Source organism: Streptomyces niveiscabiei, from assembly GCF_001419795.1.
In the GTDB taxonomy this organism is placed as follows: Bacteria; Actinomycetota; Actinomycetes; order Streptomycetales; family Streptomycetaceae; genus Streptomyces; species Streptomyces niveiscabiei.
Window position 1 is genome coordinate 1 of sequence record NZ_LIRL01001304.1, and the last position, 1,047, is coordinate 1,047.

2 protein-coding genes are annotated in these 1,047 nt (G+C 69.8%); one reads left to right on the forward strand and one right to left on the reverse strand.

The window, feature by feature from the left end; translation table 11 throughout:
* A partial coding sequence (locus AOK24_RS43400) for an alcohol dehydrogenase catalytic domain-containing protein (protein WP_420876736.1) occupies positions 1-419 on the reverse strand: 419 nt, incomplete at its 3' end.
* 128 nt (positions 420-547) lie between these two features.
* On the opposite strand from AOK24_RS43400, the gene AOK24_RS43405 reads away from it, so the two are divergent.
* On the forward strand, positions 548-961 hold the full coding sequence (locus AOK24_RS43405; protein WP_055725335.1) for a winged helix-turn-helix transcriptional regulator: 414 nt from the start codon (positions 548-550) through the stop codon (positions 959-961).
* Positions 962-1,047: the final 86 nt, after the last annotated feature.

The following is a 1,047-nucleotide window of genomic DNA, read 5'->3' on the forward strand; positions in this document are numbered from 1 at the left end:
CTCAACTCCAGCGCGTCCAGGCCCTGGAGAGCGGTCAGCCCGTTCAACGGCAAGGTAGACGCGGCCACTTCATCGACCCCGACCGGCGCAACAGCAACCGCGTCCACGGGCACGACCACGAACTCCGCCTGCGCACCCAACGGTTCGGAGATCCCGTGATCGAGGGCCACGACCCGATCCCCCGGCGCCCACACACTCGCGACCCCAGCCGCGTCCACGACTCCGGCGACGTCCCACCCGAGCCCCACCTGCTTCCCGGCACCCCCGAACACCCCGCTCCGCACGGCGACGTCGACGGGGTTCAGCGCGGCGGCACCCACCCTGATCCGCACCTCCCGCGCACCCGGCTCGGGCACCTCCGTCTCGACGACCTCCACGACGTCCGGACCACCGAACTCCCGGACCACGACAGCACGCATGACAGCAACTCCCTTGTGTCTAGGGCCAGTCGGAGAACCTCCCCGACCCGCTGCCACGACCCTAGGAACAGCTACTATCCGAGGGGAAGTAGTTACCCAGGAGTGCGTACCTACCCGAAAGGTGAGCCATGGCGACCACGACAGCGGCCCAACGCCGAGCCCAGGCCCGCGTCGAGTACGACGCGTTCATCAAGGGCTGCCCCACCAACCAGCTCCTGGCCCGCCTCAGCGACAAATGGGCCAGCCTCGTCGTCTGCGCCCTCGCCCCCGGCTCCCTCCGCTACAGCGACCTCGCCCGCAAACTCGCCGGCGTCAGCCCCAAAATGCTCACGCAGACGCTCCGCGCCCTCGAACGGGACGGCATCCTCACCCGCGACCTGACCCCCTCGGTCCCGGTCCGGGTCGACTACGAACTGACCCCCCTGGGCCACAGCCTCGCCCACCTCCTCACGGCCGTGAAGGACTGGGCGGAAACCCACATGGACGAGGTCCACGCGGCCCGGGAGACCTACGACGCGGAGGAATCCCACCGAACGGCTTGAGGAACGGGCGCCTGACACGGAAAGCCGGGAAGCCGGGAAGCCCTCCACGCCCCGCCCCCCTGTCCCCGCATCCCTCTGTCCCTCCG

Bases quoted from the DNA above. Each gene is read 5' to 3' on its own strand.
- AOK24_RS43405 (WP_055725335.1), top strand. From the start codon at position 548: ATGGCGACCACGACAGCGGCCCAACGCCGAGCCCAGGCCCGCGTCGAG.